The 26,096-nt window shown below is 67.2% G+C and carries 26 protein-coding genes; 12 read left to right on the top strand and 14 right to left on the bottom strand.

The window, feature by feature from the left end:
- Positions 1-2: 2 nt before the first annotated feature.
- The 9 genes from TL10_RS22515 to TL10_RS22475 all read right to left on the bottom strand — a co-directional run bounded on the left by TL10_RS22515 (position 3) and on the right by TL10_RS22475 (position 8,136).
- Positions 3-1,103: an NADH:flavin oxidoreductase gene (locus tag TL10_RS22515; protein WP_043987418.1), complete on the bottom strand. Its 1,101-nt coding sequence runs from the start codon at positions 1,101-1,103 to the stop codon at positions 3-5.
- Between the two features lie 71 nt (positions 1,104-1,174).
- Positions 1,175-1,690, bottom strand: coding sequence for a DUF8548 family protein (locus TL10_RS22510; protein WP_043987416.1), 516 nt, complete (start codon positions 1,688-1,690; stop codon positions 1,175-1,177).
- 199 nt (positions 1,691-1,889) lie between these two features.
- Positions 1,890-2,264, bottom strand: a complete 375-nt coding sequence (locus TL10_RS22505) for a metal-sulfur cluster assembly factor (RefSeq protein ID WP_043987415.1) — start codon at positions 2,262-2,264, stop codon at positions 1,890-1,892.
- The gene (gene sufU / locus TL10_RS22500) at positions 2,261-2,749 is read right to left on the bottom strand and encodes a Fe-S cluster assembly sulfur transfer protein SufU (RefSeq protein WP_043987414.1); all 489 of its coding nucleotides are present in this window, start codon (positions 2,747-2,749) and stop codon (positions 2,261-2,263) included. The genes TL10_RS22505 and sufU overlap by 4 nt, the downstream gene beginning before the upstream one ends.
- Positions 2,746-3,990: a cysteine desulfurase gene (locus TL10_RS22495; RefSeq protein WP_043987413.1), complete on the bottom strand. Its 1,245-nt coding sequence runs from the start codon at positions 3,988-3,990 to the stop codon at positions 2,746-2,748. Before TL10_RS22495 ends, sufU begins: the two co-directional genes overlap by 4 nt.
- 27 nt (positions 3,991-4,017) lie before the next feature.
- Entirely contained in the window at positions 4,018-4,785 is a 768-nt protein-coding gene (gene sufC / locus TL10_RS22490) for a Fe-S cluster assembly ATPase SufC (RefSeq protein ID WP_043396422.1), read from the bottom strand.
- Positions 4,782-5,960 carry a Fe-S cluster assembly protein SufD gene (gene sufD, locus TL10_RS22485; protein WP_110789191.1) on the bottom strand — a complete coding sequence of 393 codons (1,179 nt, stop codon included), beginning with the start codon at positions 5,958-5,960 and terminating at the stop codon, positions 4,782-4,784. The genes sufC and sufD overlap by 4 nt, the downstream gene beginning before the upstream one ends.
- Positions 5,957-7,384, bottom strand: coding sequence for a Fe-S cluster assembly protein SufB (gene sufB, locus TL10_RS22480; protein WP_043396424.1), 1,428 nt, complete (start codon positions 7,382-7,384; stop codon positions 5,957-5,959). The genes sufD and sufB overlap by 4 nt, the downstream gene beginning before the upstream one ends.
- A complete protein-coding gene (locus TL10_RS22475) occupies positions 7,381-8,136 on the bottom strand; it encodes a helix-turn-helix transcriptional regulator (protein WP_110789190.1) in 756 nt (251 codons plus the stop codon). The genes sufB and TL10_RS22475 overlap by 4 nt, the downstream gene beginning before the upstream one ends.
- A gap of 112 nt (positions 8,137-8,248) precedes the next feature.
- On the opposite strand from TL10_RS22475, the gene mptB reads away from it, so the two are divergent.
- Genes mptB through TL10_RS22455 form a run of 4 tightly spaced genes read left to right on the top strand, consistent with a single transcriptional unit; the run spans position 8,249 to position 12,614 of the window.
- The gene (mptB, locus tag TL10_RS22470) at positions 8,249-9,928 is read left to right on the top strand and encodes a polyprenol phosphomannose-dependent alpha 1,6 mannosyltransferase MptB (RefSeq protein ID WP_043987410.1); all 1,680 of its coding nucleotides are present in this window, start codon (positions 8,249-8,251) and stop codon (positions 9,926-9,928) included.
- Complete coding sequence (locus TL10_RS22465) at positions 9,925-10,854, top strand: ABC transporter ATP-binding protein (RefSeq protein ID WP_043987409.1); 930 nt, start codon at positions 9,925-9,927, stop codon at positions 10,852-10,854. The genes mptB and TL10_RS22465 overlap by 4 nt, the downstream gene beginning before the upstream one ends.
- Entirely contained in the window at positions 10,851-11,633 is a 783-nt protein-coding gene (locus TL10_RS22460; protein WP_043987408.1) for an ABC transporter permease, read from the top strand. Before TL10_RS22465 ends, TL10_RS22460 begins: the two co-directional genes overlap by 4 nt.
- A gap of 54 nt (positions 11,634-11,687) precedes the next feature.
- The gene (locus TL10_RS22455; RefSeq protein ID WP_043987406.1) at positions 11,688-12,614 is read left to right on the top strand and encodes a COX15/CtaA family protein; all 927 of its coding nucleotides are present in this window, start codon (positions 11,688-11,690) and stop codon (positions 12,612-12,614) included.
- Positions 12,615-12,781: 167 nt separating this feature from the next.
- Here TL10_RS22455 and TL10_RS22450 read toward each other — a convergent pair whose 3' ends face one another.
- Genes TL10_RS22450 through TL10_RS22440 form a run of 3 tightly spaced genes read right to left on the bottom strand, consistent with a single transcriptional unit; the run spans position 12,782 to position 14,809 of the window.
- Positions 12,782-13,384, bottom strand: coding sequence for a hypothetical protein (locus tag TL10_RS22450; RefSeq protein WP_192830285.1), 603 nt, complete (start codon positions 13,382-13,384; stop codon positions 12,782-12,784).
- Complete coding sequence (locus TL10_RS22445; protein WP_043987404.1) at positions 13,384-13,857, bottom strand: hypothetical protein; 474 nt, start codon at positions 13,855-13,857, stop codon at positions 13,384-13,386. The genes TL10_RS22450 and TL10_RS22445 overlap by 1 nt, the downstream gene beginning before the upstream one ends.
- A gap of 22 nt (positions 13,858-13,879) precedes the next feature.
- Positions 13,880-14,809 (bottom strand): ATP-grasp domain-containing protein, encoded by a 930-nt coding sequence (locus tag TL10_RS22440; RefSeq protein WP_043987448.1) that lies wholly within the window; start codon positions 14,807-14,809, stop codon positions 13,880-13,882.
- A gap of 18 nt (positions 14,810-14,827) precedes the next feature.
- Between TL10_RS22440 and TL10_RS22435 the strand changes: the two genes are divergently transcribed.
- Complete coding sequence (locus TL10_RS22435; protein ID WP_043987402.1) at positions 14,828-15,802, top strand: quinone oxidoreductase family protein; 975 nt, start codon at positions 14,828-14,830, stop codon at positions 15,800-15,802.
- Here TL10_RS22435 and TL10_RS22430 read toward each other — a convergent pair.
- Together TL10_RS22430 and TL10_RS22425 are read right to left on the bottom strand one after the other, a co-directional pair.
- Entirely contained in the window at positions 15,799-16,728 is a 930-nt protein-coding gene (locus TL10_RS22430; protein WP_192830286.1) for a DUF1254 domain-containing protein, read from the bottom strand. The genes TL10_RS22435 and TL10_RS22430 overlap by 4 nt on opposite strands.
- Positions 16,729-16,761: 33 nt before the next feature.
- On the bottom strand, positions 16,762-17,766 hold the full coding sequence (locus TL10_RS22425) for a heme o synthase (protein ID WP_082068044.1): 1,005 nt from the start codon (positions 17,764-17,766) through the stop codon (positions 16,762-16,764).
- A 228-nt stretch (positions 17,767-17,994) separates the two neighbouring features.
- Between TL10_RS22425 and tkt the strand changes: the two genes are divergently transcribed.
- From tkt to TL10_RS22390, 7 genes are all read left to right on the top strand, one after another.
- The gene (gene tkt, locus TL10_RS22420; protein WP_043987400.1) at positions 17,995-20,088 is read left to right on the top strand and encodes a transketolase; all 2,094 of its coding nucleotides are present in this window, start codon (positions 17,995-17,997) and stop codon (positions 20,086-20,088) included.
- A 22-nt stretch (positions 20,089-20,110) separates the two neighbouring features.
- A complete protein-coding gene (gene tal / locus TL10_RS22415; protein ID WP_043396445.1) occupies positions 20,111-21,220 on the top strand; it encodes a transaldolase in 1,110 nt (369 codons plus the stop codon).
- A complete protein-coding gene (gene zwf, locus TL10_RS22410; protein ID WP_043396448.1) occupies positions 21,217-22,776 on the top strand; it encodes a glucose-6-phosphate dehydrogenase in 1,560 nt (519 codons plus the stop codon). Before tal ends, zwf begins: the two co-directional genes overlap by 4 nt.
- Complete coding sequence (gene opcA, locus TL10_RS22405) at positions 22,776-23,687, top strand: glucose-6-phosphate dehydrogenase assembly protein OpcA (protein WP_043396616.1); 912 nt, start codon at positions 22,776-22,778, stop codon at positions 23,685-23,687. Before zwf ends, opcA begins: the two co-directional genes overlap by 1 nt.
- Positions 23,680-24,414 (top strand): 6-phosphogluconolactonase, encoded by a 735-nt coding sequence (gene pgl / locus TL10_RS22400; protein ID WP_043987398.1) that lies wholly within the window; start codon positions 23,680-23,682, stop codon positions 24,412-24,414. The genes opcA and pgl overlap by 8 nt, the downstream gene beginning before the upstream one ends.
- Positions 24,415-24,416: 2 nt before the next feature.
- Complete coding sequence (locus TL10_RS22395; RefSeq protein WP_043987396.1) at positions 24,417-24,785, top strand: hypothetical protein; 369 nt, start codon at positions 24,417-24,419, stop codon at positions 24,783-24,785.
- Positions 24,786-24,980: 195 nt separating this feature from the next.
- The coding region (locus tag TL10_RS22390) for a DUF222 domain-containing protein (RefSeq protein ID WP_043987395.1) at positions 24,981-26,096 on the top strand (1,116 nt) is incomplete at its 3' end.

Below are 26,096 nucleotides of genomic sequence, written 5' to 3'. Positions count from 1 at the left end.
GGTCAGGCCAACCGGGCCAGCGCACTGGCCGCATCGTAGCCATTGAACCCGTCCAGGGTGCCCGTGCGCAGGCGGTTCACCCATCCGGGATCGGCGAGCAGCGCCCGGCCGATCGCGATCATGTCGAACTCAGCGGCGTCGAACTGCTCGACCAACTGGTCCACCGGGCCTGGCTCGATGACCTGGCCGGGCTTCTCGGACCGGAACGCGGTCTGCAGGCCCACCGAGCCGACGGCGATGACGGGCGTCCCGGTGACCTTCTTGGTCCAGCCGGCCAGCGTCAGGGCCGGGTCGGCGTCGGGGAACGCCGGCACGTAGTGGCGGCGGGTCGAGGGATGTAGCGCGTCGACGCCGGCATCGACCAGCGGGGCCAGCAGTTCCTGCAGCTGCATCGGATCGTCGACCAACGTCGCGTTGTAGTCCGTGCCCTTCCACTGCGAGAAGCGGTAGATGATCGGGTAGTCCGGGCCGACCGCGGCGCGCACCGCCGCAATCACCTCAGCCGGGAAACGGGTCCGGTTCTCGAGCGTGCCACCGTATTGGTCGGTGCGCAGATTCGTTCTGGTCCACAGGAATTGGTCCAGCAGGTAGCCGTGGGCGCCGTGCAGTTCGACCGCGTCGAAGCCGACGTCCTTGGCGTTGCGGGCCGCCTCGGCGTACCACTGCGCGACAGCAGGCAGCTCATCAGCGGCCAGGGCCCGGCCCATCTGCTCGCCGAGACCGTTCACGCCCGACGGGCTGACCGGGGCCACCCCGTCGCGGTCGCCACGCTCGGCGCCCTGGTGCCAGAGCTGCGCGGCGATGGTCGCGCCGTGGCGGTGCACCGCGCTGGTGACGTTGCGCCAGCCGTCGAGCGCCTCGGCGCCGACCAGCGTCGGGATGTCTTGCGAACCGGTCGCCGTCGGGTCACCCAGTCGCACACCTTCGGTGATGATCAGGCCGACACCGCCGGCAGCCCGGCGGGCGTAGTACTCCGCCACGTCGGGCCCCGGGACGCCTCCGGGCGACGCCTGCCTGGTCATGGGAGCCATCGCGAACCGGTTGGGTACGGTCAGGTTCCGCAGGGCCAGTGGAGCGAAGAGTCCAGTTGCATCGACGGTCATGAGCCTATGCAACACCGTGACGGCTCAACCGATTCCGCCGGCGCCCGACTGGCGGGTCGGTTATCGCCTTTTCATGCGGTCTCCGCGTCCGGTGGTGCCGCTCGGAGGCTCGGCGGTTGCACCAGCATCAGCAGGTAGCGCCAACTGAAGCCCGAACGCTGGCCCGGGATGGCGCACCAGACTCGCTGCACCTCGGCGGACAGTTCGTCGTCCTCGGCGACGGCTCGCAGGTCTGCCGCCGTCGCAATGCCGAGCGCCGAGAACTGCTGTGCGATCTCGGCCAGCGCCACCGCACGCAGCGGCGCGTTCTTCGCCGTCGATGTCGGTCGGCGATTCCCGATGTCGGCGGCCCACTGGTAGGGCCCGCCCACGGCGGCAATGTTCGCCAAGAGCTCCGGCACGCCATCGCGATCGGCGTTCCCGCCCTGCCCGGCCCGAAAAGCGCGGTACCGCGCGACGATGTTCTCGACCGTCAGGTGCCGGGCCCCGGTGACGTACATCGCGTCAATCATGCACAGCGCCAGCGAATTTGGGTACTCGTCGCCGGGATCGCGCGCGACTTCGCCCGGCCTGATTTCAGAATTCATGGTGCCTCCGTTCCGCATCGGACCTGATTGGTCCTCTTGCGGTGGAAGCTAGAGAAGGCGACCGACAAGAACGCCGCCAAAAGACGTCAGAATCGCCGGTTATCCACAGGCCTCAGGGCCTGGACTGCGTCGAGCGTGTGGCTAAACGAGATAATTCGGGCAAATCTCCTCGTCTTCCCACACGCTCGACGAAAACTAGCTAGACGGTGAAGCCCAGTGCCCGGAGCTGCTCGCGGCCGTCGTCGGTGATCTTGTCCGGACCCCACGGCGGGTTCCAGACCCAGTTCAGCTTGAGGTCGCTGACCAGGCCGGCGCCCACCAGGGCGGACCGCGACTGATCCTCGATCACGTCGGTCAACGGACAGGCCGCCGACGTCAGCGTCATGTCGAGCTTCACGACGGTGCCTTCGTCGCCCTCTTCGAGCGTCATGCCGTAGACGAGACCCAGGTCCACGACGTTGATGCCGAGCTCAGGGTCGACGACGTCGCGCATGGCCTCTTCGACGGCGTCGAGCAGCTGGGGGTCGTCGACCACGTTGGCCGTGGTGGTTCCTTCGGGTGTGCCTTCAGTCATCGCCTGTCCTCCGCATTGGTGCCGACAGCTGCCAGCACAGTCTCTGATGCACTCGCCTCGGCGAGCGCGGCTTTGAACGCAGTCCAGCCCAGCAGCGCGCATTTCACCCGTGCCGGGTACTTGGCGACACCGGCGAACGCGATGCCGTCACCCAGCACATCTTCGTCCCCCTCGACGTTGCCGCGGGAGGAAATCATCTCGGTGAACGCGCCGACGGTCTTGAGCGCCTCTTCCACGCTCTGGCCGATCACCTGATCGGTCAGCACCGACGTCGACGCCTGGCTGATCGAGCAGCCCTGCCCGTCATACGAGATGTCGGCGACGGTCTCGCCGTCGTCGGACAGCGTCACGCGCAGCGTCACCTCGTCACCGCACGTCGGGTTGACGTGGTGCACCTGCGCGCCGAACGGCTCCCGCAGCCCGCGGTGATGCGGGTGCTTGTAGTGGTCCAGGATCACTTCCTGGTACATCTGTTCCATTCTCATGCAAAGAACTCCACAGCGCGTTTGACACCGGCGACCAGCCGGTCGACCTCGTCGAGGGTGTTGTAGACCGCGAACGACGCCCGGGCCGTCGCGGCGATACCGAATCGCCGGTGCAGCGGGGCCGCGCAGTGATGACCGACCCGGACCGCGATGCCGCCGTCGTCGAGGATCTGGCCGACGTCGTGGGCGTGCACTCCGTCGAGCACAAAACTCACGGGTGAACCGCGGTGCTCGGTGGTGGTCGGTCCGATGATCCGCACCTGCGGAATCTGAGTCAGTCCGTCGAGCGTGGCAGCCACCAACTCGGCTTCGTGTGCTTCGACGGCCGCCATCCCGATCGCGTCGAGATACCGTGCGGCAGCGGCCAATCCGACCACTTGCGAGGTCATCGGGGTGCCGGCCTCGAACCGCTGCGGTGCCGGGGCGTAGGTCACCGACTCCATGGTGACGGTCTCGATCATCGATCCGCCGGTGAGGAACGGGGGCAACGCGTTCAGCAGCGCACGACGGCCGTACAGCACACCGATTCCGGTGGGTCCCAACATCTTGTGACCCGAGAACGCCGCGAAGTCGACGTCGAGAGCATGGAAGTCGATCGGCTGGTGCGGCACCGACTGGCAGGCGTCCAGCACGGTCAACGCGCCGACGGCCTTGGCCCGCGACACCAGTTCGGCGACCGGCGCGATGGCGCCGGTGACGTTCGAATGATGAGTGAAAGCAACAACTTTCACCCGATCGTCGAGCTGCAGAGAATCCAGGTCGATGCGGCCGTCGTCGGTCACGCCGTACCAGCGCAGCTCGGCGCCGGTCCGGCGGGCCAGCTCCTGCCACGGAATCAGGTTGGCGTGATGCTCCAGCTCCGTGGTGACGATGACGTCCCCCGGCCCGACCACGCGGTCGAACCGGCTGTCCCCCACCGCATACGACACCAGGTTCAGCGCCTCGGTGGCGTTCTTGGTGAACACCAGCTCGTCGTCATCGGCACCGACGAACGCCGCGATGTCCGCGCGCCCTTGTTCGTAGGCGTCGGTGGACTCCTCCATCAGCTGGTGCGCACCGCGGTGCACCGCGCCGTTGGAGGTGGTCAGGAACTGCCGCTCGGCATCGAGGACCTGCAGCGGCTTCTGCGACGTGGCCCCGGAATCCAGGTACGCCAACGTGTTTCCGCCGCGCATGACCCGACTGAGGATCGGGAAGTCGGCCCTGATCCGCGTCACATCCAAATGAACCGACACCGTCACCGTCTTGCTCCTCGCGTGCGCGCTATGTCAGGCCTGGGCAGCCGCAGCGGTGTAGCGCTCGTAGCCGTGCTCTTCGAGCTCGTCGGCCAGCTCCGGCCCACCGGACGTGACGATCCGGCCGTCGAAGAAGACGTGCACGAACTGCGGACGGATGTAGCGCAGGATGCGGGTGTAGTGCGTGATCAGCAGGACGCCGCCATGCTCGGCCTCGGCGTACCGGTTGACGCCCTCGGACACCACGCGCAGCGCGTCGACGTCCAGGCCCGAGTCGGTCTCGTCGAGGATGGCGATCTTCGGCTTCAGCAGGCCCAGCTGCAGGATCTCGTGGCGCTTCTTCTCACCACCGGAGAAACCTTCGTTGACGCTGCGCTCACCGAACGCCGGGTCGATGTCCAGCTCGGACATGGCGGTCTTGACCTCTTTGACCCAGTGGCGCAGCTTGGGGGCCTCGCCACGGACCGCGGTCGCCGCGGTGCGCAGGAAGTTCGACATCGAGACGCCGGGCACCTCGACCGGGTACTGCATGGCCAAAAAGAGGCCCGCCCTTGCCCTTTCATCGACGCTCATCTCCAGCACGTCCTCGCCATCGAGGGTGATGGACCCGGAGGTGACGGTGTACTTGGGGTGGCCGGCGATGGCGTACGACAGCGTCGACTTGCCAGAACCGTTGGGGCCCATGACCGCGTGGGTCTCGCCCGACTTCACGGTCAGGTTCACGCCCTTGAGGATCGGGACGTCGGCACCGTCGGGTGCGGTGACCGAGACGTGCAGGTCCTTGATTTCCAGTGTGGTCATGAGTTGTTGCGTCCTTCAGTCAGTTCAAGTTCGTGTTCGATGGCGGCGGTCAGGCGGTCGCGGACTTCGGGCACGGCGATCTTCTGGATGATCTCGCCGAAGAAGCCCCGGACCACCAGGCGGCGGGCCTGGTCCTCGGGGATACCGCGGGCCTGCAGGTAGAACAGCTGCTCGTCGTCGAAACGTCCGGTGGCACTGGCGTGTCCGGCGCCGACGATCTCGCCCGTCTCGATCTCCAGGTTGGGCACCGAGTCGGCGCGGGCGCCGTCGGTGAGCACCAGGTTGCGGTTCACCTCGAAGGTGTCGGTGCCGGTGGCCGCGGCCCGGATCAGCACGTCGCCGATCCACACGGTGTGGGCATCGGGCTTCTTTGAATCCGGATCCCCTTGCAGCGCACCCTTGTACAACACGTTGGAGCGGCAGTTCGGCTGCGCGTGGTCGACCAGCAGGCGCGACTCGAAGTGCTGGCCGTCGTCCGCGAAGTACAGACCCAGCATCTCGGCGTCGCCGCCGGGAGCGAGGTAGCGGGTCCGCGATGTCAGGCGCACGACGTCGCCGCCGAGGGTGACCGCGATGTGCCGCAGCACGGCGTCCTTGCCCAGGGTCGCGTGGTGGGTGCTGATGTTCACCGCGTCGTCGGCCCAGTCGGCGATCGACACGACGGTCAGGCGGGCCGCGTCGCCGACGACGAATTCGATGTTGTCGGCGTAGGTTCCGCTGCCGGTCTGGTCGATGACCACGACGGCCTCGCCGAGTTCGGCGACCCGCAGCTGCAGGTGGCCGTACGCGGTCTTGCCCTCGCCGGGGCCGGCGATGGTGATCTCGACAGGCTCGGCGACCTGGACGTCGCGGCCGACCGACACCACCGTCGCCTCGGCGAACGACGAATAGGCCTGGGCGGCAACCCGGTCCGCGGGCACACCGCCCTGGCCCAGGCGCTCGTCATCGCGACCGACGGTCTCGACGGTGACGCCGGCGCGTTCTGAAACCTCAACGCGCGCAGCGCCGGTGGCGACCGCGGAGCCGTCGTGCAGACCGTGCAGGCGCTTCAGCGGGGTGAACCGCCACAGCTCGTCACGGCCGTGCGGCACCTCAAAAGCGTTGACGTCGTAGGACGTGAACAGCTCACCCTTATTGGTGACAATGCCCTCAACGGGTTCAGTCAAACTCACTATCCGACAGCGCCTTCCATTTGCAGCTCGATCAGCCGGTTCAGCTCGAGCGCGTATTCCATTGGCAGTTCCTTGGCGATGGGCTCGACGAAGCCGCGCACCACCATCGCCATGGCCTCGTCCTCGGTCAGACCGCGGCTCATCAGATAGAACATCTGATCCTCGCTGACCTTCGAGACGGTGGCCTCGTGACCCATCGTGACGTCGTCCTCGCGGATGTCGACGTACGGGTACGTGTCCGAGCGGCTGATGTTGTCGACAAGCAGCGCATCGCATTTCACGCTCGACTTGGAGCCGTGCGCGCCCTTGTTGATCTGGATCAGTCCGCGGTACGACGACCGGCCGCCACCACGGGCCACCGACTTCGACACGATGTTGCTCGACGTGTTCGGCGCCAGGTGCACCATCTTGGCGCCGGTGTCCTGGTGCTGGCCTTCGCCCGCGAACGCCACCGAGAGCACCTCACCCTTGGCGTGCTCGCCGGTCATCCAGACCGCCGGGTACTTCATTGTGACCTTGGAACCGATGTTGCCGTCGATCCACTCCATGGTGGCGCCGGCCTCGGCGCGGGCCCGCTTGGTGACCAGGTTGTAGACGTTGTTCGACCAGTTCTGGATGGTCGTGTACCGAACGCGCGCACCGGGTTTCACCACGATCTCGACGACGGCCGAGTGCAGCGAGTCCGACTTGTAGATCGGCGCGGTACAACCCTCCACGTAGTGCACGTAGGAGCCTTCGTCGGCGATGATCAGCGTCCGCTCGAACTGGCCCATGTTCTCGGTGTTGATCCGGAAGTAGGCCTGCAGCGGGATGTCGACGTGCACGCCCGGCGGCACGTAGATGAACGAGCCACCCGACCACACGGCGGAGTTCAGCGCCGAGAACTTGTTGTCGCCGGCCGGGATCACGGTGCCGAAGTACTTCTTGAAGATCTCCGGGTGCTCCCGCAGTGCGGAATCGGTGTCCAGGAAGATGACGCCCAGCGCCTCGAGGTCTTCGCGGATCTGGTGGTACACGACCTCGGATTCGTACTGCGCGGCGACACCGGACACCAGGCGCTGCTTCTCGGCCTCGGGGATGCCCAGGCGGTCGTAGGTGTTCTTGATATCGGCCGGCAGGTCGTCCCAGGTCGCTGCCTGCTTCTCGGTGGACCGCACGAAGTACTTGATGTTGTCGAAGTCGATGCCGTCGAGGTCACTGCCCCAGCGCGGCATGGGCTTCTTGTCGAAGATGTGCAGCGACTTCAGCCGGAAGTCGAGCATCCACTCCGGCTCGTTCTTCTTCGACGAGATGTCGCGGACGACAGCCTCATTCAGCCCACGGGTCGCGGCGGCGCCTGCGGCATCACTGTCAGCCCAGCCGTAGCCGTAAGTGCCCAGGGAGGCAATGGTCTCCTCCTGGGTCAACTGTTCCGGGGTGGTCGTCATTGCGACACTCCTTCTTCTTGGGTCGCGGTGTGGATGGGTGTAGAAGCCGTTGAGACTGCGTGCTCCGGCGTGACCGGTACGTGCGTCGTACACGCACAATCCCCGTTGACGATGGTGGCCAGGCGCTGCACGTGCGTACCGAGCACCTCGGCGAACGCTTCACGTTCGGCGTCGCACAGTTCGGGGAACTCCTCGGCGACATGCGAGACCGGGCAGTGGTGCTGACAGATCTGCACCCCGCCGATGGGTCCGGTCACCGGAGTGGTCGTGGTGGCGTAGCCGGCCTGGGTCAATGCCGCGGCCAGCTGGTCCGCGGTATCGGCGATGTCCGGTGTGGTGGTGACGCCGGACAGGATCGAGTCGATACGACGACGGGCGAAGGTCCGGATGGCGTCGTCGCCGCCGATCTCGCGCAGCTGGCGCATGGCGGCCGCGGCGAGGTCGTCGTAGGTGTGGCCGAGCTTGGCGCGTCCCGCGGCGGTCAGCCGGTACCGCTTGGCGGGCCGGCCGCGGCCGTTGTGCTGCCACGCTGCGGCAGCGCTGGATTCCGCGTCGCCCGCGTCGATCAGCGCGTCGAGATGCCGCCGGACTCCGGCCGCGGAAATGCCGAGCTGCTCACCGATCTGGGTCGCGGTAACCGCGCCTTCCAGCAGCAATTGCACGATCGCCGACCGGGTGTGTCCGTCTGAGACGGCCGTCGCCGACGTCACCGCGGTCGCGGTGCCGACAGCTCCGAGCGCTTCGGACGGCAATTTCACAACACCATTGTGACGGAATTCGGAACCCGAATCTAGGAAGGTAACCCTTATCACCGCCGCCGCGGACTTGGACGATCCAGAATCGGCCTACGGCTAATCTGCTCTGATGCCCGACCGCCTTCAGCATCTGAGCACGGCCGTCGCGCATTGGCACGCCGACGAGCCGCCCGTCGCCTCCCCGCTCAACGCGTCCGAGGTCGCCTCGCTGCGCCGGACCCGGCGGTTCGGCGCCACCGGAACGGTACTGATGGCCATCGGTGCTCTCGGCGCCGGCGCCCGGCCCGTCGTGCAGGATCCGACGTTCGGGGTGCGCCTGCTGAACCTGCCGTCGCGCATCCAGACCGTCTCGCTGACCATGACGACCACCGGTGCCGTCATGATGGCGCTGGCCTGGCTCATGTTGGGGCGCTACACGCTGGGCAAACGCCGCATGTCCCGCAGCCAGCTGGACCAGACGCTGATGCTGTGGGCCTTACCTCTGCTGATCGCGCCGCCGATGTACAGCAAGGACGTGTACTCCTACCTGGCGCAGAGCCAGATCGCCAGCATCGGCCTGGACCCATACCGCGTCGGCCCGGCCACGGGCCTCGGGCTCGGCCACGTCTTCACCTTGACGGTGCCGAGCCTCTGGCGAGAAACCCCGGCCCCGTACGGTCCGCTGTTCTTATGGATCGGACGCGGCATCTCCGAGCTGACGGGCGACAACATCGTCGCCGGAGTGCTCTCGCACCGGCTGGTCGTGCTGCTGGGCGTCGCGGCCACCGTGTGGGCAACGCCGCGCCTGGCCCGCCGCTGCGGCGTCGGCGAGGTGAGCGCCCTGTGGCTGGGACCGTGTAATCCGCTGCTCTTCATGCACCTCATCGCCGGTATCCACAATGAGGCGCCGATGCTCGGGCTGATGCTCGCCGGCACCGAATTCGCCATGCGGGGCATCGATTCCGGCCGGCCACTCATCCCCCGGCCCTTGAGCTGGCCACGGCACCGCGAGGAGTGGGCCGCCTGGTGGCCGCTGGCGATGCTGTTCACCGGCACGGTGCTCATCGCCATGTCGTCCCAGATCAAGCTGCCGTCCCTGCTGGCGCTGGGGTTCGTGGCCATGGCCCTCGCGCGCCGGCTCGGCGGGACGGTCAAGGCCTTCTTCCAAGCCTGTGTCCCGTTGGGCGTGGTCGCGCTGGCGGTCATGGCGCTCATCGGCTGGGCCAGCGGCCTCGGCTTCGGCTGGCTGTTCACCCTCGGCACCGCGAACGTGGTGCGGTCCTGGATGTCACCGCCGACGCTGGTCGCGCTCGGTACCGGACAGGTCGGCATCCTGCTGGGGCTGGGCGACCACACCACTGCGGTGCTCGGGCTGACCCGTGGGATCGGCGTCTTCGTCATCGGCGTGCTGGTGAGCTGGCTGCTGCTGTCGGTGCTGCGCGGCCGGCTGCATCCGCTCGGCGGCCTCGGGGTCGCCATGGGTGCGACGGTTCTGCTGTTCCCCGTCGTGCAGCCCTGGTACCTGCTGTGGGCGATCATCCCGCTGGCCTGCTGGGCCACCCGGCCGGGCTTCCGCGGCACGACCATCGTGGTGACGTTCGTCGTCGGCGTCTTCGGCCCGACGGCCAACGGAGACCGGTTCGCGCTGTTCCAGATCCTCGACGCCACGCTGGCCAGCACCGTCATCGTGGTGCTGCTGATCGCGCTGACCCGCAATCGCCTGCCGTGGCGCGGATTGCCGGATTCAGACGACGGTGACGCCCCTGGTAGCGCCGCTGCCAGGCCCGACGCTTACGCTGAATCCCCGTGAGTTCCACTGAGACGCCCGTATTGCTGCGCGGCGTCAGCAAGCGCTACGGCGAGATCCAGGCCGTGAACAACCTGGATCTCGAGGTGCAGCGCGCCGAGGTGCTGGCCCTGCTCGGACCCAACGGTGCCGGTAAGACCACCACCGTCGAGATGTGCGAAGGCTTCATCAAACCCGACTCGGGCGCCATCTCGATCCTGGGCCTCGACCCGACCGCCGACAACGCCAAGCTGCGCGCACGCATCGGCGTGATGCTGCAGGGCGGCGGCGGCTACCCCGCCGCCAAGGCCGGCGAGATGCTGAACCTGGTCGCGGCGTACTCGGCCAATCCGCTCGATCCGCAGTGGCTGATGGACACCCTCGGCCTGACCGAGGCCGCCCGCACCACCTACCGCCGGCTGTCCGGCGGCCAGCAGCAGCGCCTGGCGCTGGCCTGCGCCATCGTCGGACGCCCAGAGCTGGTGTTCCTCGACGAGCCTACCGCCGGCATGGACGCCCACGCCCGAATCGTGGTGTGGGAGTTGATCGAAGGCCTGCGCCGCGACGGCGTGACCGTCGTGCTCACCACGCACCAGCTGACCGAGGCCGAGGAACTGGCCGACCGCATCGTCATCATCGACCACGGCGCCGCGGTGGCGGCAGGCACGCCCGCCGACCTGATGCGCGGTGGCGCCGAGAACCAGTTGCGCTTCTCCGCACCGCCCAAGCTGGATCTGTCGCTGTTGGTCTCCGCGCTGCCCGAGGACTACCGCGCCAGCGAAGCCGCCAGCGGCGAGTACCTCGTCGAAGGGCACATCGACCCGCAGGTGCTGGCCACCGTCACCGCCTGGGCCGCCCGCCTGAACGTGCTCGCCACTGACATGCGCGTCGAGCAGCGCAGCCTCGAGGACGTGTTCCTCGACCTGACCGGACGGGAGCTGCGGCCGTGACAACCGAGACGAACCGGTTCGCACCGGGGACCTTCACCCCGGACCCGACGCCCGCGCCGATCCCCGCGATGTTGGCGGCGCAGTACGGCCTGGAGCTCAAGCTGCTGCTGCGCAACGGCGAGCAGCTGCTGCTGACGATGTTCATCCCGATCACGCTGCTGGTCGGGCTCACGCTGCTTCCGATCGGCTCGCTCGGCGATCACCGCCCGGGGACGTTCACGCCGCCGATCATGGCGCTGGCGGTGATCTCCACGGCGTTCACCGGACAGGCCATCGCCGTCGCGTTCGATCGGCGCTACGGCGCACTGAAGCGCCTCGGCGCCACCGCGCTGCCGGTGTGGGGCATCATCGCCGGCAAGTCGCTGGCCGTGGTCACCACGGTGTTTCTGCAGTCAGTTGTGTTGGGCGGCATCGGTATTGCGCTGGGCTGGCGACCGAGCCCGCTGAGCCTGCTGCTGGGCGCCGTGGTCATCGCACTCGGCACCGCCTCGTTCGCGGCGCTGGGTCTGCTGCTCGGCGGGACGCTGAAAGCCGAGATCGTGCTGGCCCTGGCGAACCTGTTGTGGTTCATCCTGGCCGGCCTGGGTGCCTTGACCATCGAGCACCGCGTGGTCCCCGAGGCCTTGCGCTGGGTGGCCCGGCTGACGCCCTCGGGCGCGCTGACCGAGGCTCTCACGCAGGCGATGACGCTGTCGGTGGACTGGTTCGGCATCGCGGTACTGGCCGCCTGGGGCGTCATCGCCGGGCTCGCCGCGATGCGCTGGTTCCGGTTCAGCTGACGGGCGCAGACCCTCTACTACAAGCGGTAGTTAGCCGTCACCTACGCTTGGACCGTGTTTCGCCGCCTGGTTGATCTGCTGCCCGACCCGAGCTTGCGTGCGCAGCGCCTGATCGCCGCGCTCGTCGTCCTGACTCAGGCCGGTATCGCCGTCACGGGTTCTGTCGTCCGCGTGACCGCATCCGGCCTCGGGTGCCCGACCTGGCCGCAGTGCTTCCCCGGCAGCTTCGTCCCGATCGCGCACCCCGCGGTGCCACGAATCCACCAGGCCGTCGAGTTCGGCAACCGGATGATCACCTTCGCCGTCGTGATCACCGCGATCGCCGCCGTACTGGCCGTCACCCGGGCGCGGCGCCGGCGCGAGGTCATCATCTACGCCTGGCTGATGCCGGCGTCGACGGTGCTGCAGGCGGTGATGGGCGGCATCACGGTGCTCACCGGCCTCCTCTGGTGGACCGTCGCCATCCACCTGATCGCGTCGATGCTGATGGTGTGGCTGGCAGTGCTGCTCTACGTGAAGATCGGCGAGCCCGACCAGGGCGTGACCCGCACGACGGTGCCAAAAGCGCTGCGCGGCCTGACGGCACTCAGTGCGGCGGTGCTGTCTCTCGTGCTGGTGACGGGGACGTTGGTGACCGGAGCCGGGCCACATGCCGGCGACAAGAGCATCGAACGGCCCGTCGCACGACTTCAGGTCGAGATCACCACGCTCGTGCACGCGCACTCGTCACTGTTGTGGATCTATCTCTCACTGCTGGTCGGTCTGGGCTTCGGCCTGGTCGCCGTCGGTGCGCCGACCGCTGTCCGCAAGCGTCTCCTGGTTCTGGTGGCGGTGGTGTGCGCACAGGGCACGATCGGCGTCGTGCAGTTCTTCACTGGGGTCCCCGCCGTTCTCGTCGCATTCCACGTGGCGGGCGCCGCCGCCTGCACGGCGTGCACCGCCGCGCTATGGGCGTCGATGCGACAGCGGACGGCCTCTTAGGGACTTTGCCTTCGGTTCTCAGCCGACGCGCACTCGAGAGTGTCCCTGGTTTCAATCAGATCAACGACACGGCGTCATGATTGCAACCAGGAACGCGACGGCGCCGAAATCGATCCCTAGCTGCAGTCGAAGCAGCGATATGCCGCCGCAGATTGACGTCAGGGATCTCAAGGGATCTCGGCGTGGCCCTCATCGATATCGATCGACGGATCGGGACCCGAGCGTTCGGAAGAAACACGCCTGCCGCCGCGATTGACCGCTGCCGCCGCGCGAATGGCGGGGCCGAGTTCGTCGTATTCGCACTCACACGGCTTGAGGGCTTTTAATGGCCCGAGCCTAATCGTCTTCTGCGCCAATGCCTTTTGATTGATCACGCTCGTCGGCAGCACATGGAACGTCCATTGTGCGACGTCGAGCGGGTCGATGCGTTCGCGTTCCGTGCCGTTGAGCAAGCAAAAGACGTAGACGTCGGCGCTTCGCTCCGCACTCGCCGCGTGCGTGTTGGTACGGGCGTCCCAGCCTTTCGCAGGGCGGATGTCGAACGAGATCACCGAGGGCTGGGATTGCACCCACGATTGCACGTAGGCAGCCGATTTCACCTCGACGCCGATATCGCCGACGCAGAGGTCGTGCTTGTCCCATTCGAGGCGCCTGGTGTCATGGACGCCGAGCGCTGTGGCCACGATGTACTCGGCCAGCACGCCGCGGGTGGTGTTGGTCAGCAAATCGTCGTACGCCCAGGCGTGGAATTCCTGCTTGTTCAGATGCATCATCGCCGACCTTTCAGCGCCATAGCTGTTCCCTTTCCCAGGACCTTCGCCACCGCATGCTTATCGATGTCGTCCAGGGTGAGCACCACCGCGGGCCGGGTGATCCGCTTCATGTCCTCGGCCGACGGCCGGGAAACCAACAGCGCTAGTTCCCGCGCCTCGTCAATGTCGACGATTGTGTGTGACCACTGGCTCTGATCGGTGCGCTCGCGGTCGACGATCACGAACCAGTTGGCCATGAAGACCTGCCGCTGCGGGATCAACGTCCATACCTTGCGCCGGCCCAGTGTCGAGCGCGCATCTGGCCGGGTGAACGCGAGCCAGGCTAGTGCGCCACTATCGGCGTCGGTGAGCTTCCAGAACACCCGTCCGTTGTCAGGAATGACATTTCGCCGGGTAGCGGCGATGCCCTGCCCCATCTCGCGGGCGAGTCTGCTGAGGTCGGCAAGATTGTCGTGGTAGTCGTCAGGCACCGTGCCCGCCTTTCAATACGAGCTAGTGCGACAGCGGACCGAGGCCGAGCCGCTCCAGCGCTGACTCGACGCCGACGGCGAATTGCCGTTGCGCCAAAGCCCGTTCGGGTTCGGCCAGTTGTCGCCAGCCCAGCCCTGGCTCGACCAATTCCAGCTCGAGCAACCGCGGGTCCCGACGGTCGCCGATGACGTCCACCCGGGCGTACAGGAATTCCGTCGGCTCGATGCCGAGATGGGCGGCCGCGGCAGCCAGCGTCGCGTAGCCGACGTCCCACAATTCGAAGTCCGGGTCAGCCGGTTGCAGCTGTTCCTCGGCGTAGGTGCCGGAATCGTGCATCTCCAGACTGCCGCCGGGCGGCGGCAACATCGGCCCCTTGATGAAGGCGTGCGACTGCTTGCCGGCCAGGAACACCAGTGCGGTCTCCCCTGCCTCGATGCGCTCGTCGTAGGGCTGGATCAGCGCGGTGCGGCCGTCCGCCTGTAGTGCGGCGGCATGCTCAGCGGCCGCGGCAGCATCGGTGAATCGTTGCGCCCCAACCGAACCGGCACCCACTGCGGGCTTGACCACCACCTGGCCACGGGGCACCGACACCGACTCTCCCGGCGCGAAGAAACCGCTGGGCACCGTCGGCACCCCGGCGGCCGCCAGATCGGCCAGGTACCGCTTGTCGCTGTTCCACGCGACCACCTCGGGCGCGTTCAGCAGATTGCGCACCTTCTTCGTCCACGCCAGGAATTCGTCGTGCCGCTCGGTGTAGTCCCAGGTGGCCCGCAGGATCACCAGATCGGCCTGCAGGGTGGCCGGGTCATCCCAGGCCAGCCAGTGGGCATGCAAACCGCGGTCGCGCAACGCCCTGACCAACCCGTCGTCGTCTCCGTCGCCTTCGACGAGAGCCTGACAACCTGCCAAAACGACACGGGGATGACGGATATCGGGCCGCGCGAGTTTCACGTTGGAATGATAGGTGGCATGCACGCCATCGAAGTCGCCGAACTCGGCGGTCCGGAAGTCCTGTCCTTCGTCGAACGTCCCGAGCCCACCCCGGGTCCGGGTGAGGTCCTGATCAAGGCTGAGGCCATCGGCGTCAACTTCATCGACACGTACTTCCGCTCCGGGTTGTACCCGCGTCCGGTGCCCTACATCCCGGGCCAGGAGGTCTGCGGCACCATCGCCGCCGTCGGCGACGACGTGGCAGCGCTGGCCGTCGGTGACCGGGTGGTCACCGCCGCGGCGGACGGCACGTACTCCGAATACTGTGTCGCGCCGGCCGATTACGTGGCCTACGTGCCCGACGGCGTGGAGCCCGAAGTCGCCGCGGCGGCCCTGCTCAAGGGCATGACGGCCCACTACCTGATCAAGTCGACGTACCCCGTGCAGCAGGGCGACACGGTGCTGCTGCACGCCGGCGCCGGCGGCGTCGGGCTGATCCTGACCCAGTGGGCCACCAGCATGGCGGTGCGCGTCATCACGACGGTCTCCAACAGCGACAAGGCTGCGCTCTCGCGGCAGGCCGGCGCCATCGAGGTGCTGGACTATCCCGACGATCCCGCCGAGTTCGGCGCCAAAATCCGCGAACTCACCGACGGCAACGGCGTCGCCGCGGTGTACGACGGAGTGGGCGCCTCCACGTTCGAGGCGAGCCTGGCCAGCCTCGCGGTGCGGGGCACCCTGGCATTGTTCGGCGCATCCAGCGGCCCGGTGCCGCCGATCGATCCACAGCGCCTGAACAGTGGCGGATCTCTGTTCCTGACCCGGCCGACGCTCGCGCACTACACCCGCAACACCGACGAGTTCTCCTGGCGGGCAGGCGAACTGCTGCAGGCCATCTCCGATGGCACCCTCAACGTGACGGTCAGCCAACGTTACCCGCTGGCCGACGCCGCCCGCTCACATGCCGACCTGCAGGCCCGTCTGACCGTCGGCTCGGTGGTGCTGGTCCCCTAGACCGGCTGGGCGGCGGGGAACGTCCAACCGCCGTCGAGGATCTCGGGCCGCGGGCGGTAGAGCCGGACGGTGTAGTTCCAGCCCGGGGTGATCGGCAGCAGGTTGGGACCGTCGGCGCCGCCGAACTGGATGGTGGTGCTGCCGTCGGCGTCTTTGACCGCGGTGATGTTGTTCAGCGAGTAGGCGTTCTGGTCGTTGGCCGTGAAGTAGCCGTCCTTGTTGTAGACGGTGACCGACCAGAAGCCTTCCACCGGAACGTCTTTGACGGTGAGCCGGTGCACCGTGGTGCCGTCGTTGCGCGCCGGTACGACGGTCAGGTAAAACGCGTCACGTTCGGGATTGCCGCCCCAGGCGTTGGCCGACCCGATCAGGTGGCGCACCGGCTCGGTGTCGGCAGCAGTGCCGAACATGCCCTTGGTGTCCGGCAGCGTGGTGGCGAGGGTGACGAGCGCGTCGCGCACCGTCTTCTGGCTCACCGGGTCCCACTGCGGCACCTCGAAGCTGCCGGGCGCGTCCTGCGCGACGGTGATGGCGTCCTGCAGTGCGTGCACGGCCGCCAGATCGGCAGCATCGTTGGGATCGACCAACGTGCGAATCGCCGCCGCGACGTAGCGGGTACCGACGGCTTCGCGCGTCAGGGTCACCGTGGCCGGGGCGTAGGCGACCTGGGTCGTGTAGTGGTCCTCACTGATGGCCTGCAGCGACATGAAGCGGCCCGCGCTGTCGGGCAAGGTGACGGTGACGGGTCCGGCATCGAGGTCGAACACCGCTGCCGAGTAGAGCGTGTCGCGGTTCTGCCGGATGACGATCTGGTGGTCGATCGAGCTCAGTTCGCGGTGGTGAAGAAAGCTACCGACGCCTCCGTCGTTCACGATGCCGGAGAAGTACAGATCCGATTCGGCGCGGGCGAAGTTGTCGGGGCTCACCAGTTGGGGCATGCCCCAAAACTAGCGGGTCCGTCAGCGGCCGAACACCATCGGCAGCGCGAGAGCCGAGTCGACCGCAAGGGCGCAGAACACCACGGCGAGGTAGTTGTTCGACTGCAGGAACAGGCGCAGCGGCTTCACGGGCTCGCCGCGCTTCACGCCGGAGTACAACTGGTGTGCCATGACCAGGAACCACACGCCGGCGACGAGTGCGACACCCGCGTACAGCCAGCCGGTGGCGAACGCCAGGGCGAGCGTGGTGATGACGGTCGCCCAGGTGTAGATCAGGATCTGCCTGGTGACCTCGCGCTCGGTGGCGACGACGGGCAGCATCGGTACCCCGGCTGCCTCGTAGTCTTCCTTGTAGCGCATGGCCAGCGCCCAGGTGTGCGGCGGCGTCCAGAAGAAGATGATCAGGAACATCACCAGCGCCGGCCACTGAATGGTGCCGGTGACCGCAGACCAGCCGATCATCACCGGCATGCAGCCGGCCGCGCCGCCCCACACCACGTTTTGCGAGGTGCGGCGCTTCAGCAGCAGCGTGTAGACGAACACGTAGAAGGCGATGGTCGCCAGGGCCAGCAGGCCCGACAGCAAATTCGAGGTGCGCCACAGCCACAGGAATGACGTGATGGTCAGCACCAGGCCGAAGATCAGCGCGTTCCGGGTGGGTACCGTCGCCCGGGCCAATGGCCGGCGGGCCGTGCGCTTCATCACCTTGTCGATATCGGCGTCGGCGACACAGTTCAGGGTGTTGGCGCCGGCGGCTGCGAGCATGCCGCCGAACAAGGTGTTCAGGATCAACAGCGGTTTGATCGGACCTTGGCTGGCCACCCAGTCGAAGCGGTGGGCCAGCAGCATCGCCGGGATCGTGGTCACCAGCAGCAGTTCGATGACCCGCGGCTTGGTGAGGGCGATGTAGGCCAGCAACGTGTCCCGAACCCGGTTCGGCGACTTGGTGGCTGACTCGTCAGACGCCGCAGCTCCGGGACCGAAACCGTGCGCCCCGTGGACAGAACGGCGCTCGCGAATGCTCACGCAGATATCTCCTCGGATGTCACGGCCGCGCAGCCTCTACTACAGACGATGGTAGACCGGCTACCTGAGTGCTCGACACCGCAGGGTGGTTTCAGGTGAACAGAAACCCAATCGCGGACAGGCCAAAGGTGAAGCGGTCTGCACCGCACGAGCGGCGCGCACTAGGGTAGTCATGCAGCTCGCTTGCGATGTGCCGAGCCCGAGACGTCCCTCAGTAGGAGTGCGCCCGTGACCACAGTCGAAGAGATTTCCGAACTCACCCGCCCGCACCACCCGGACGACTGGACCGAGCTGGACTCGGCCGCCGTCGATACCGTACGAGTGCTCGCCGCGGACGCGGTGCAGAAGGTCGGAAACGGCCATCCCGGAACCGCCATGAGCCTGGCCCCGCTGGCCTACACCCTGTTCCAGCGCCAGATGCGCCATGACCCGTCGGACACCCACTGGATCGGCCGCGACCGCTTCGTCCTGTCCTGTGGGCATTCCAGCCTGACGCTGTACCTGCAGCTGTACATGGGCGGCTTCGGCCTCGAATTGGCCGACATCGAAGCCCTGCGCACCTGGGGCTCGCTCACCCCGGGCCACCCCGAGTACGGCCACACCAAGGGTGTCGAGATCACCACCGGCCCGCTGGGCCAGGGCCTGGCCTCGTCGGTCGGCATGGCGATGGCCGCCCGGTACGAGCGCGGCCTCTTCGATCCGGACGCCGCGCCGGGTGAGAGCCCGTTCGACCACTTCATCTACGTCATCGCCTCGGACGGCGATATCGAAGAGGGCGTGACCAGCGAGGCGTCGTCGCTCGCCGGCACGCAGCAGCTCGGCAACCTGATCGTGCTGTGGGACAACAACAAGATCTCCATCGAGCACGACACCAACATCGCGCTGTCCGAGGACACCTGCGCCCGGTACCGCGCCTACGGCTGGCATGTCCAGGAGGTCGACGGCGGCGAGAACGTCACCGCGATCGAAGAGGCCCTGGCGGCCGCACGTGCCGTGACCGACCGGCCGTCGTTCATCTCGGTGCGCACGATCATCGGCTACCCCGCCCCCACCAAGATGAACACCGGTGGCGTGCACGGCTCGGCGCTGGGCGCCGACGAGGTCGCGGCCACCAAGAAGGTGCTCGGCTTCGACCCGGACCAGAGTTTCGACGTCAAGCCTGAGGTCATCGAGCACACCCGCGAGCTCGTCGCCCGCGGCAAGAAGGCACACGACGAGTGGCAGGTCGCGTTCGAGGCGTGGGCCGCCAAGGAACCCGAGCGCAAGAAGCTGCTGGACCGGCTGCACGCCGGCGAACTGCCCGAGGGCTGGGACGCCGACCTGACGTACTGGGAGCCGGGCAGCAAGGCCGTCGCGACCCGCGCCGCGTTCGGCAAGGTGCTCAACGACGTCGCCACCAAGCTGCCCGAATTGTGGGGCGGCTCAGCCGATCTCGCGGGCAGCAACAACACCACCATCAACGGGGTCAAGTCGTTCGGCCCGCCGTCGATCTCGACCGAGGACTACACCGCCGACTGGTACGGCCGGGTGCTGCACTTCGGCATCCGCGAGCACGCCATGGGCTCGATCCTCAACGGCATCGTGCTGCACGGCCCGACACGTCCGTTCGCGGGCACCTTCCTGCAGTTCGCCGACTACATGCGTCCGGCGGTGCGCCTGGCCGCGCTGATGAACATCGACCCGATCTACATCTGGACGCACGACTCCATCGGCCTGGGTGAAGACGGCCCGACGCACCAGCCGATCGAGCACCTGGCCGCGCTTCGCGCGATCCCGAACCTGTCGGTGGTCCGTCCCGCCGACCCGAACGAGACCGCGTACACCTGGCGCACCATCCTGCAGCGCACCCACGGCAACAACCCGACCGGTTTCATCCTGACCCGTCAGGGCGTTCCCGTTCTGGAGGGCACTTCCGCTGAGGGCGCTGCCAAGGGTGGTTACGTGCTCGGCGGCGGCAACCCCGCCGACGACGCCGACGTCATCATCATCGCGACCGGCTCCGAGGTGCAGCTGGCCGTCGAGGCGCAGAAGCTGTTGGCGGACAAGGACATCGTCGCCTACGTGGTGTCGATGCCGTGCCTGGAGTGGTTCGAGGCACAGCCCAAGGAGTACCGGGACGCAGTGCTGCCCCCGGACGTCTCCGCACGAGTTGCGGTCGAGGCAGGCATCGCCCAGCCTTGGCACAAGCTGGTCGGTGATACCGGCGAGATCATCTCGATCGAGCACTACGGCGCATCGGCCGACGACAAGACCCTGTTCCGGGAGTTCGGCTTCACCGCGGAAGCGGTGGTTGCTGCCGCGGAACGATCGCTCGATAACTAAGTCGACAGAAGAGAGCATTCAGATGACTCAGAACCCGAACCTCGCGGCGCTGAGCGCCGCCGGTGTCTCCGTGTGGCTCGACGACCTTTCCCGTGAGCGACTGCAGACCGGAAACCTGCAGCAGCTCATTGACACCCGCAGCGTTGTGGGTGTCACCACCAACCCGTCGATCTTCCAGGCCGCGCTCACCTCGGGCACTGCCTACGACGAGCAGGTGCGTGAACTCGCCTCGCGCGGTGCCGATGTCGACGCGGTGATCCGCAGCGCGACCACCGATGACGTCCGCAACGCCTGCGACGTGCTGGCCAAGGCCTACGAGGCCTCCGGCGGCGTCGACGGCCGGGTGTCCATCGAGGTCGACCCGCGGCTGGCGCACGACACCGACAAGACGATCCTGCAGGCCATCGAGCTGTGGAAGATCGTCGACCGGCCGAACCTGCTGATCAAGATTCCGGCGACGCTGGCGGGCTTGCCCGCCATCACCGCGGTGATCGCCGAGGGCATCTCGGTCAACGTCACCCTGATCTTCTCGGTGGAACGCCACCGCGCCGTGATGGACGCCTACCTGACGGGCCTGGAGAAGGCCCGCGAGGCCGGCCACGACCTGTCCAAGATCCATTCCGTCGCTTCGTTCTTCGTGTCCCGCGTGGACACCGAGATCGACGCCCGGCTGGAGAAGCTCGGCGGCTCGGCGCTGGGTCTGCGTGGCAAGGCCGGCGTCGCGAACGCCCGGCTCGCGTACGCGGCCTACGAGCAGGTCTTCGGCGGTCCGCAGTTCGCGAACCTCAAGGCTGAGGGTGCCCGGGTGCAGCGTCCGCTATGGGCGTCGACCGGCGTGAAGAACCCGGACTACTCGGACACGTTGTACGTCACCGAACTGGTGGCCGTCGACACCGTGAACACCATGCCGGAGAAGACCATGGAAGCGGTCGCCGACCACGGTCAGGTCACCGGCGACACCATCTCCGGAACGGCCGCGGCTTCGCAGGCCGTGTTCGAGGAGTTGTCGGCCGTCGGCATCGACTTGGACGACGTGTTCAACGTGCTCGAAGTCGAAGGCGTGGACAAGTTCGAGAAGTCCTGGAGCGAATTGCTCGAGGCGGTGCAGGGCCAACTCGACGCACTGAAATGAGCGATTGCAGCGGGCGGCCCGCGGATTGGGTGAACCCCCTGCGGGACAAGCGCGACAAGCGCATGCCCCGCATCGCCGGCCCGTGCGCGGTGGTGATCTTCGGCGTCACAGGCGATCTCGCCCGTAAGAAGCTGATGCCGGCGATCTACGACCTGGCCAACCGGGGGTTGCTGCCGCCGAGCTTTGCCTTGATCGGCTTCGCCCGCCGGGATTGGGCCGATGAGGACTTCGGCAACGTCGTACACGACGCGGTCAAGCAGCATGCCCGCACCCCGTTCCGCCAGGAGGTGTGGGACCGGTTGGCCGAGGGCTTCCGGTTCGTGCAGGGCACGTTCGACGACGACGCCGCTTTCGAGCGACTGCGCGACACCTTGCGCAAGCTCGACGAAGAACGCGGCACCGGGGGCAATCACGCGTTCTACCTGTCGATTCCGCCGAACGCGTTCCCGCAGGTGTGCGAGCAGCTGTCCAAGTCGGGCCTGGCCAACAAGCCCGACGGCTGCTGGTCGCGGGTGGTCATCGAGAAACCGTTCGGCCACGATCTGGCCAGTGCCGAGGCACTCAACGGCGTCGTGAACAGTGTGTTCCCGGAGTCGTCGGTGTTCCGCATCGACCACTACCTGGGCAAGGAGACCGTCCAGAACATCTTGGCGTTGCGATTCGCCAATGAACTGTTCGAGCCGGTGTGGAACTCGCACTACGTCGACAGTGTGCAGATCACCATGGCCGAAGACATCGGGCTCGGCGGCCGCGGCGGCTACTACGACGGTGTCGGGGCGGCCCGGGACGTCATCCAGAACCATCTGTTGCAGTTGCTGGCGCTGACGGCACTCGAGGAACCGGTGAGCTTCTCCCCTGCCGAGCTGCAGGCCGAGAAGATCAAGGTGCTCTCGGCGACCCGGCTGGCCGAGCCGCTCGACGAGACGACCTCGCGCGGCCAGTACGCGGCGGGGTGGCAGGGTGGCGAGAAGGTCGTCGGCCTGCTGGACGAGGAAGGCTTTTCCAAGACCTCCACCACCGAGACCTTCGCGGCGATCACCGTCGAGGTGGACACGCGGCGGTGGGCCGGAGTGCCGTTCTACCTCCGCACCGGAAAGCGGTTGGGCCGCAGGGTCACCGAGATCGCACTCGTGTTCAAGCGGGCGCCGCACCTGCCGTTCGATGCCACTATGACCGACGAGCTCGGTCAAAACGCATTGGTCATTCGGGTGCAACCGGACGAAGGCATCACACTGCGGTTCGGTTCCAAGGTGCCGGGCCACCTCATGGAGGTCCGTGACGTCAGCATGGACTTCTCCTACGGCTCGGCGTTCGCGGAGGACTCTCCCGAAGCGTATGAGCGGCTGATCCTCGACGTCCTGCTCGGCGAGCCCTCGCTGTTCCCCGTCAATGCCGAGGTCGAATTGTCCTGGAAGATCCTGGATCCCGCGCTGGAGCACTGGGCCGAGCAGGACAAGGCCGGGGGTAGGCCCGACGCCTACGAATCCGGCACCTGGGGCCCGGATTCGGCATTCGAGATGCTGCAGCGGTCGGGCCGCGAATGGAGGCGACCGTAGTGATTGTCGATCTGCCCGACACCAATACCGGTGCCATCAACAAGAAGATCGTCGCGCTGCGCGAAGAGGGTGGCGCCATCACCCTGGGCCGAGTGATGACGCTCGTGGTCGCCCCGGACACCGAGGTGATGCTGGAAGAGTCGATCGAGGCGGCCAACACCGCCAGCCGCGAGCACCCGTGCCGGGTTATCGTCGTCATTCCCGGCGACCGGCTCGCCACCGAAGCGAGACTGGACGCCCAGCTGCGGGTCGGCCGCGATGCCGGCGCCAATGAGGTTGTGGTGCTTCGGCTTTCCGGCCCGCTGGCGGGCCACGCGAGCAGCGTCGTCACGCCGTTCCTGCTGCCCGACACCCCAGTGGTGACCTGGTGGCCCGACATTGCGCCCGCCGTGCCTGCGGCCGATCCGCTGGGCAAGCTCGCGATCCGGCGGATCACCGACGCCACCAACGGAACCGATCCGCTGAGCTGCATCAAGAGCCGGTTGGCCGGCTACACCTCCGGCGACACCGACCTCGCCTGGAGCCGAGTCACGTACTGGCGGGCCTTGCTCGCCTCGGCTCTCGACCAGGCGCCCTACGAGCCCATCACCTCGGCGCTGGTGTCCGGACTGAAAGACGAACCAGCACTGGACATCCTGGCGGGTTGGCTGGCCAGCTGCATCGACGGACAGGTAACTCGGGCGGTCGGCGACCTCAAGGTCGAGCTGGTACGGCCCAGCGAGGTCATCGCGCTGAGTCGGCCGCAGAAGGGCGTCACCGCCAAGCTCACCCGCACCGGCCGGCCTGATGCCCGAATTCCATTGGCACGCCGAGAAGCCCGCGATTGCCTCGCCGAGGAGATGCGCCGGCTGGACGCCGATGACATCTACCACCGCGCCCTGCAGGGCCTGGACAAGGTCGTTTATGTCTGAGCAGATCATCGAAAAGTACTCCGACGCAGACACTTTGGTGACTGCAGTGGGCGACCGTCTCGTTGCGGCCATCAACGGCGCCATCGAAGCCCGCGGCGTGGCCTACATCGTGCTGACCGGCGGCGGTACCGGCATCAAGTTGCTCAAGCATGTCGGCGGACATCCGATCGAGTGGTCCAAGGTGCACCTGTTCTGGGGCGACGACCGCTACGTCCCGGCCGACGATGCCGACCGGAACATCAAGCAGGCCCGGGAAGCGCTGCTGGATTCCATTGCCATTCCAGCAGACAACGTGCACGCGATGGCCGCGAGCGATGGCAAATTCGGTGACGACATCGACGCCGCGGCTGCCGCCTACGCAGGTGAGCTGGCCGCCGTGTCCGGAAACGGCGCGTCCACACCAGAATTCGACGTGCACCTGATGGGCATGGGCGGCGAGGGTCACGTCAACTCACTGTTCCCGCACAGCGACGCGATCCGCGAGACCGCGCGGTATGTCGTCGCCGTCACCGACTCCCCCAAGCCGCCGCCGCGACGGATCACGCTGACCCTGCCCGCCGTCCGTCGCTCCCGTCAGGTGTGGTTGGTCGTGGCCGGCGCCGAGAAGGCCGATGCGGTGGCAGCCGCGGTCGGTGGCGCTGCGGCAGATGACATTCCAGCGGCCGGCGCAATCGGCACCGAGGCAACCGTGTGGTTGCTCGACGCGGCCGCGGCGGCGAAACTGTAGCCATGGTCGACAAAGGCGATGGGCGGACCCGTCCGGTCGGCGGCCGCATCCGGACGCTCACGCAGGCAGCGCTGAACGCGGATGTCACGGTCTCCCAGGTCGATGCGCTGCTGGTCGATATGGAAGGCACACTGGCCACCCTCAGCGGGCTGACCGACAACCTCGACACGACGATGTCGCGGTTCAACGAGACCATCACACAGATCGACGAACTCGCGCCCCGCATTTTTGGAGTCGTCGATCGGATGGAGGCGATCGTGACGCGCGTCGAGGCCATCGTCGGCGTCGCCGAGACGGTGCTGTCGCCCATCGCGGTCACCGAGAGTGCGGTGCGTGGCGTGCTGAAGTCCGTTCGCGGTTGGGCGCCGTAGCGCGCCTGCTGCCTACCCACGACAGTCCTTGGGCACAGACCAACGGCATGCCGAGCCGCCGTTTAGGTCGCGAATTCCACCGCCATCCGCGCACCGCCCAAAAACTTTGGTCACTTTGTTTGCGCTGGTCACGGTAGGTAACTAGCGTCACATTTCCCGCGGTTTCTTGTCAGTACTTCGAACTATTGTTCGAATATGGCCACCGACCGCGCCACCATCTTCGCCGCTCACGCGGCGCTGGAGAATGCGGTCACCGAGATCAACGCGTTCGACTACAGCGGCCTATCAGTCGCTGACCAACTCGAGCTGCTCTCACGCCGGGAAGTGCTGGCCCGTCGTATGCCGGTCGCCGACCACGCCCTCCTGGCGGGCCTGCACACGCAAACCTCCCCGCGCGAGGTCGGCGCCAAGAGCTGGGCCGACGTGCTGACCATCCGCCTGCACATCTCCGCAAAGGACGCCCGGCGACGGGTCCGCGACATGGCCGACCTGGGCCCGCGCACCACCATCACCGGCGAGGCGCTGGCACCGGCACACGAACACATCGCCGCAGCCCAAGCCGCTGGCGCCATCGGCACCGAACACATCGCGATCATGAACACGTTCTTCAAGAACCTGCCCGCCTGGGTGGACACCACCACCAGCAGCCAATGCGAAGCAACCCTGATCACCAACGCCGCCGCAGGCCAAACCCCCGAAGAACTCAAAGCCGCCGCCGATCTGCAGTTGTACCTGCTCGACCAGGACGGGCCACTACCCGATGACGCCGAGCGAGCCCGCAAACGCAGCTTCCGCATCGGCAAGCAGCAACCCGACGGAATGTCCAAGGTCGAGGGCTGGCTCGACCCCGAAGCGCGCGCCACCCTCGAAGCAGTCCAGGCCAAACTCGGCGCCCCCGGCATGTGCAACCCCGCCGACCCCACACCGTGCCAGTCGGGCACACCCACTCAGGCCCAGATCGACAACGACACCCGCAGCGCCGACCAACGCAACCACGACGCCCTCGCCGCCATGGGCCGCATCGCCCTCGGAACCAACCTCGGCGATCACAACGGTCTCCCCGTCACCGTCGTGGTCACCACCACCCTGCAAGAACTCGAACACGGCGCCGGCCTGGCCCTCACCCACACCGGCTCCAAGCTCCCAATCCCCGACCTGATCCGGATGGCCGCCCGCGGCGCCCACCCCTACCTGCTGGTGTTCGACAAACACACCAACGTCCCGTTGTACCTGGGCCGCGCCCGACGCACCGCATCATTGGGACAGCGACTGGCCTTGTTCGGCCGCGACCGCGGCTGCACCCGCCCCACC

The organism is Mycolicibacterium llatzerense (genome assembly GCF_000878195.1).
In the GTDB taxonomy this organism is placed as follows: domain Bacteria; phylum Actinomycetota; class Actinomycetes; order Mycobacteriales; family Mycobacteriaceae; genus Mycobacterium; species Mycobacterium llatzerense.
Note: the sequence above shows the minus strand (reverse complement) of the source record. Positions and strands in the feature narration are given on the sequence as shown.

Bases quoted from the DNA above. Each gene is read 5' to 3' on its own strand.
- TL10_RS22515 (WP_043987418.1), bottom strand. From the start codon at position 1,103: ATGACCGTCGATGCAACTGGACTCTTCGCTCCACTGGCCCTGCGGAAC.
- TL10_RS22510 (WP_043987416.1), bottom strand. From the start codon at position 1,690: ATGAATTCTGAAATCAGGCCGGGCGAAGTCGCGCGCGATCCCGGCGAC.
- TL10_RS22505 (WP_043987415.1), bottom strand. From the start codon at position 2,264: ATGACTGAAGGCACACCCGAAGGAACCACCACGGCCAACGTGGTCGAC.
- sufU (WP_043987414.1), bottom strand. From the start codon at position 2,749: ATGAGAATGGAACAGATGTACCAGGAAGTGATCCTGGACCACTACAAG.
- sufC (WP_043396422.1), bottom strand. From the start codon at position 4,785: ATGACCACACTGGAAATCAAGGACCTGCACGTCTCGGTCACCGCACCC.
- sufB (WP_043396424.1), bottom strand. From the start codon at position 7,384: ATGACGACCACCCCGGAACAGTTGACCCAGGAGGAGACCATTGCCTCC.
- mptB (WP_043987410.1), top strand. From the start codon at position 8,249: ATGCCCGACCGCCTTCAGCATCTGAGCACGGCCGTCGCGCATTGGCAC.
- TL10_RS22450 (WP_192830285.1), bottom strand. From the start codon at position 13,384: ATGCATCTGAACAAGCAGGAATTCCACGCCTGGGCGTACGACGATTTG.
- TL10_RS22435 (WP_043987402.1), top strand. From the start codon at position 14,828: ATGCACGCCATCGAAGTCGCCGAACTCGGCGGTCCGGAAGTCCTGTCC.
- tal (WP_043396445.1), top strand. From the start codon at position 20,111: ATGACTCAGAACCCGAACCTCGCGGCGCTGAGCGCCGCCGGTGTCTCC.
- zwf (WP_043396448.1), top strand. From the start codon at position 21,217: ATGAGCGATTGCAGCGGGCGGCCCGCGGATTGGGTGAACCCCCTGCGG.
- pgl (WP_043987398.1), top strand. From the start codon at position 23,680: ATGTCTGAGCAGATCATCGAAAAGTACTCCGACGCAGACACTTTGGTG.
- TL10_RS22395 (WP_043987396.1), top strand. From the start codon at position 24,417: ATGGTCGACAAAGGCGATGGGCGGACCCGTCCGGTCGGCGGCCGCATC.